At 34.0% G+C, this 4,776-nt stretch carries 6 protein-coding genes; all 6 read right to left on the minus strand.

Features of this window, described 5'->3' with window-relative positions; genetic code table 11:
• Positions 1 to 675: Gfo/Idh/MocA family protein (locus WBN21_RS10865; RefSeq protein ID WP_424200179.1), on the minus strand; the 675-nt coding region annotated here is incomplete at its 3' end.
• A gap of 67 nt (positions 676 to 742) precedes the next feature.
• Entirely contained in the window at positions 743 to 1,462 is a 720-nt protein-coding gene (locus WBN21_RS10870; RefSeq protein WP_424200180.1) for a YebC/PmpR family DNA-binding transcriptional regulator, read from the minus strand.
• A gap of 99 nt (positions 1,463 to 1,561) precedes the next feature.
• Positions 1,562 to 1,855, minus strand: coding sequence for a 4a-hydroxytetrahydrobiopterin dehydratase (locus tag WBN21_RS10875; protein WP_424200182.1), 294 nt, complete (start codon positions 1,853 to 1,855; stop codon positions 1,562 to 1,564).
• Between the two features lie 54 nt (positions 1,856 to 1,909).
• Positions 1,910 to 2,743, minus strand: coding sequence for a sugar nucleotide-binding protein (locus WBN21_RS10880; protein ID WP_424200184.1), 834 nt, complete (start codon positions 2,741 to 2,743; stop codon positions 1,910 to 1,912).
• 33 nt (positions 2,744 to 2,776) lie between these two features.
• The gene (locus tag WBN21_RS10885; protein WP_424200186.1) at positions 2,777 to 3,691 is read right to left on the minus strand and encodes a glutaminase; all 915 of its coding nucleotides are present in this window, start codon (positions 3,689 to 3,691) and stop codon (positions 2,777 to 2,779) included.
• Position 3,692: 1 nt separating this feature from the next.
• The gene (gene gcvT / locus WBN21_RS10890) at positions 3,693 to 4,775 is read right to left on the minus strand and encodes a glycine cleavage system aminomethyltransferase GcvT (RefSeq protein WP_424200188.1); all 1,083 of its coding nucleotides are present in this window, start codon (positions 4,773 to 4,775) and stop codon (positions 3,693 to 3,695) included.
• Position 4,776 lies beyond the last annotated feature (1 nt).

A 4,776-nucleotide genomic window follows, 5' to 3' on the forward strand; every position in this document is an offset into this window, starting at 1 on the left:
CCCATTTTCATGCAACCATGATGCTGTTACGGCATCTTTTGCAGTATACAAACCTTGTTGATTTAAACTAATTCCATTTGCATTTGTAATATTTCCCAGAAAGTAGGTGAATAAATCAAGACCATGACTTGCTAAATCGTCAAAATAGCCTGCAGGTGCCACATTTACATCCGTTCGCCAGTTTTGAGTTTTTGAAATATCAATAGTGCTGGCTGGTTTACTTAAATGCCAATTAATGTGTCTTATTTCACCAATTTCATGATTATCTAACCATTGCTTAACTTTTAAAAACCGAGGAAGTGAGCGTCTATAATATGCTACAAACAAAGGAATATCCTTTTCTTCAAAGGCCTTTTGAATTTCTAAACTTTCAGCATAACTAGGAGACAATGGCTTTTCAATACAGCAAGGTTTACCTGCTTTTGCGATTTTTAAGGCAAATTCTTTATGGGTGTCTGGAGGCGTAGCAATATATACAGCGTCAATATTTGGATCATTTATTAAGGCATCTGCATTGGTATATGTTTTTTCTATGTTATGACGTTTTGCATAATCATTCAATTTTTCAATATCGCGACGCATAACGGCTACAACTTTAAAACCGTCTGTTTGCTGGTAAGCCGGACCACTTTTAACTTCCGTAACACTTCCGCAACCTATAAACCCCCAATTCATATTTATAAACATTTTGAAATTAAAAAAGAGAACCGTTTAGCTCTCTTTTTTTTAAATATAATTTGATTTATTCTGCGCTTTCTTCCATGGTATGATACACGTTTTGTACATCATCATCTTCTTCAAGCTTTTCAAGAAGTTTTTCAACATCTTCCGCTTGTTCTGCTGATATTTGTTTTGTAACTTGGGGTATACGCTCAAAGCCAGAAGATAAAATTTCAATGTCTCTAGATTCTAATTCTGCTTGAATGGCGCCAAAGCTTTCAAAAGGAGCGTAAATTAAAATACCGTCATCATCCGCAAAAACCTCCTCAGCACCAAAATCAATAAATTCCAATTCTAATTCTTCAGGATCTAATCCTTCAGCATCTATTCTAAAATTACAAGTATGATCGAACATAAAAACCACAGAACCTGATGTGCCCAAACTACCGTCGCATTTATTAAAATAACTACGAACGTTGGCTACCGTTCTTGTATTATTATCGGTTGCAGTTTCCACTAAAATAGCGATTCCGTGTGGTGCATAGCCTTCAAAAATAACTTCCTTATAATCCCCTTGACCTTTTTCGCTTGCTTTCTTTATGGCACGTTCAACATTGTCCTTTGGCATGTTCACAGACTTTGCATTCTGTATTACTGCTCTTAAACGCGAGTTGCTATCTGGATCTGGGCCGCCTTCTTTAACAGCCATTACAATGTCTTTACCTATTCGAGTAAATGCTTTGCTCATGGCAGACCAGCGTTTCATTTTTCTTGCTTTTCTAAATTCGAAAGCTCTTCCCATAATTATATCTTGTCATTCCTGCGAAGGCAGGAATCTTATTAAATTAAACTAAATCTAGATTATTTGTACAAAGTTAAAAACCTACGGCTTAATTGCAAATTATTCCTCATCAGGTTCAACAATATTTTCAATGGCTTCAGCCAACTTAAAATCTTTAAGGGTAACGCCTCCGGCATCGTGTGTTGATAAAGAAATAGTTAATACATTATAAACATTACTCCAATTTGGATGATGATTTAAGGCTTCACACTCAAAAGCAATTCTGCTCATTGCACTAAAGCAATCCTTAAAGTTTTCGAATTCAAATTCACCATGAATGGCATTATCAAAATAGTCCCAATCTGGAAAACGAAGTAATCGTTTTTCTATGTCTTCATCTGAAAGTTTATTCATAAAATTATATTTTATTTTGAATTACAATTTAATGATTTCAAAAATGAGAATCAATTAAATTTTTAAATCTGTTAATATTTCTTGGCTTTCAATTTGAAGGTGTTTTGGTAGTTTATTGAATTTTGATAAAACAGCCAAATACCTGTCATCATTTGTAGTGTAAACGCGCTTATATAGTGGTTTATTTTTCAATTCTAAAGATTCAATAATTTCTTTAATAAAATCTTCATGATGTACTAAATCATTACTTCCTAAATGAAAAATGCCATGTTTATTTCTGTTAATAATATAATGAATTTGTTGTGTTACTTTTGAATCTGTTGTAACATTCATAATAAGATTTGGAAACACTTCAATGGGTTCATTTTCATTTATAAATTGAATAATTTCCTGCACTCTAGGTGACTTCGAGCCAAAAACCATAGGAAGTCTTAAAATGGCCACTTGTTGTTTCGGCAAACGTAATAACATGTTTTCAATTTTAATTTTGAAATGGCCATAAATGCTATTACTATAGGTTTTATCTTGTTCGTAACTAGGATATTTTATATAGGCGTCAAATACATTTGCAGACGACATGAATATAATTTTTATTTTATGTGAAAATATATATTCTGTTAAATGTTGATGTACTAAAACTTGCTTTGAAAAATCGCCACGTAAGGAAGAAATAATAATGGTAGGTTTTACGATATCTAGAATTTCATAAATATCATCTTCCTCAATGTTGTATTGAAAAAACTGATGGTTCTTTTCATATTGTTTGTTCGATGTGTTATAAGTGCCAAAGGTTCTAAAATAGGGGTAAAGCTCCTTGTAAATGGCATTTCCTAAAAACCCACTTGCTCCTAAAATTAGAATTCTATGTTTATCACTTCGTTTTATCATACGTCATAAATCAAACTACAAATTGAAAATATTCTAGAAAATGGATAGTTTCGTTTTGGTTGTAAATTGTTCTAAGGCGAGCATTCCAAGTTTTGAATTCCCTTTAACATTTAACCCTGGTGACCAAGTTGAAATTACAAAATGATCGGGAAGAAGTGCCACAATACCACCGCCAACGCCACTTTTTCCTGGCAGACCAACCTCGAAAGCAAACTCTCCAGCTTCATCATAAAACCCACAAGTGAGCATTAACGCATTAACCCGTTTAACTTGACTACCGGTTAGGTGCAGTTTATTTTGTAAACATTTTCCATTATTTGCAAATAAGTAAAAAACACTAGATAATTGGCTACAACTCATTTCAATGGAGCATTGGTAAAAATAGAAGTCTAAAACTTTATCAACAGGATTGTTTAAGTTTTTATAAGATTTTAAAAGGTTAGCAGCAGCGAAATTTTTAAAACCTGTTGATTGTTCTGAATGCGCAACATCTATATTAAAATTAATAGATGCATCACCTGATAGTTCTCTAACATAATTTAAAAAATCTTCTTTTGGGTTTTCTAAATTTGAAACCAAAATATCTGCAATAACGATAGCTCCCGAATTGATAAATGGATTTCTAGGAATCCCATTATTAATTTCTAATAATGCCAATTGATTAAACGGATGCCCAGATGGCTCTACATCAATGCGATCCCAAACAGATTCCCCAATAAGCGATATAGCTTTTGATAATGCTAAAACTTTAGAAATACTTTGGATAGAAAAGAGTTTATTGAAATCTCCAACACCATAACATTTGCCATTGGAAGTTCTTAAATGAATCGCGAAATTATTTTTATCAATATGCGCTAGTTCTGGAATGTAGGTTGCCACGATTCCTTTATCAGAAGCTTGTTTAGCATCTTGATAAATGCTTTCTAAAATGGCTTGAAAATCTGGCATTTTAGTTTTTGTAAAATGGTAATTTAACAACAGTAGCAGGAATAGCGTTCTTCCTAATTTGAATGTTTATTTTACTGTTGACATCAGCAAAAACGGTTGGCACATAACCCAACCCGATACCTTTTCCTAAGGAAGGACTCATGGTTCCTGAGGTTACCACCCCAATTTTTTTACCGCTTCCATCAACAATATCATAACCTTGGCGTGGTATGCCGCGTTCGTCTAATTCAAATGCTACCAGTTTACGTTCAGAACCTCTTTCTTTTTCAGCTTTTAAAGCTACCGAATTTGTAAAGTCTTTTGTGAATTTTGTTATCCACGCTAATCCTGCTTCAATTGGTGAGGTAGTATCATCAATGTCATTTCCGTACAAACAATACCCCATTTCTAAACGCAATGTATCACGAGCTGCAAGTCCGATTGGTTTTATTCCATAATTGGCTCCGGCTTCAAGAACTTTATCCCAAACCTGTTTTACTTCGCTATTTTTACAATAAATTTCAAAACCGCCACTTCCTGTATATCCAGTAGCCGAAATAATAACGTGCTCAATACCTGCAAAATCGCCAACAATAAAATTGTAGAATTTAATAGCTGATAAATCATGACTTGTAATACTTTGCATAGCTTCAATAGCCTTTGGCCCTTGAATGGCGAGTAGAGAATAGGTTTCACTTAAATCGCGCATGGTTGCCCCGACGTCATTTTTAGAGCTTATCCAGTTCCAATCTTTTTCTATATTACTGGCGTTTACAACTAATAAGTACGTTTCTTCTTTAACTTTATAAATAATTAAATCGTCAACAATGCCGCCGTCATCATTTGGTAAACAGCTATATTGTGCCTTTCCAACAGTTAATTTTGATGCATCGTTACTCGATACTTTCTGAATTAACTCTAATGCATGTTCGCCTTCAATTAAAAACTCACCCATATGCGATACATCAAACACACCAACGGCATTTCGCACCGTTTCATGTTCTGCATTTACACCTTCATATTGAACCGGCATATTGAATCCTGCAAAAGGAACTAATTTTGCACCGAGTGCTTTGTGAGTTTCTGTTAAGGCTGTGTTTTTCATT

The sequence above is a fragment of the Algibacter sp. genome (genome assembly GCF_049667265.1).
Classification (GTDB): Bacteria; Bacteroidota; Bacteroidia; order Flavobacteriales; family Flavobacteriaceae; genus Algibacter_B.

Bases quoted from the DNA above. Each gene is read 5' to 3' on its own strand.
- WBN21_RS10875 (WP_424200182.1), bottom strand. From the start codon at position 1,855: ATGAATAAACTTTCAGATGAAGACATAGAAAAACGATTACTTCGTTTT.
- gcvT (WP_424200188.1), bottom strand. From the start codon at position 4,775: ATGAAAAACACAGCCTTAACAGAAACTCACAAAGCACTCGGTGCAAAA.
- WBN21_RS10880 (WP_424200184.1), bottom strand. From the start codon at position 2,743: ATGATAAAACGAAGTGATAAACATAGAATTCTAATTTTAGGAGCAAGT.
- WBN21_RS10870 (WP_424200180.1), bottom strand. From the start codon at position 1,462: ATGGGAAGAGCTTTCGAATTTAGAAAAGCAAGAAAAATGAAACGCTGG.
- WBN21_RS10885 (WP_424200186.1), bottom strand. From the start codon at position 3,691: ATGCCAGATTTTCAAGCCATTTTAGAAAGCATTTATCAAGATGCTAAA.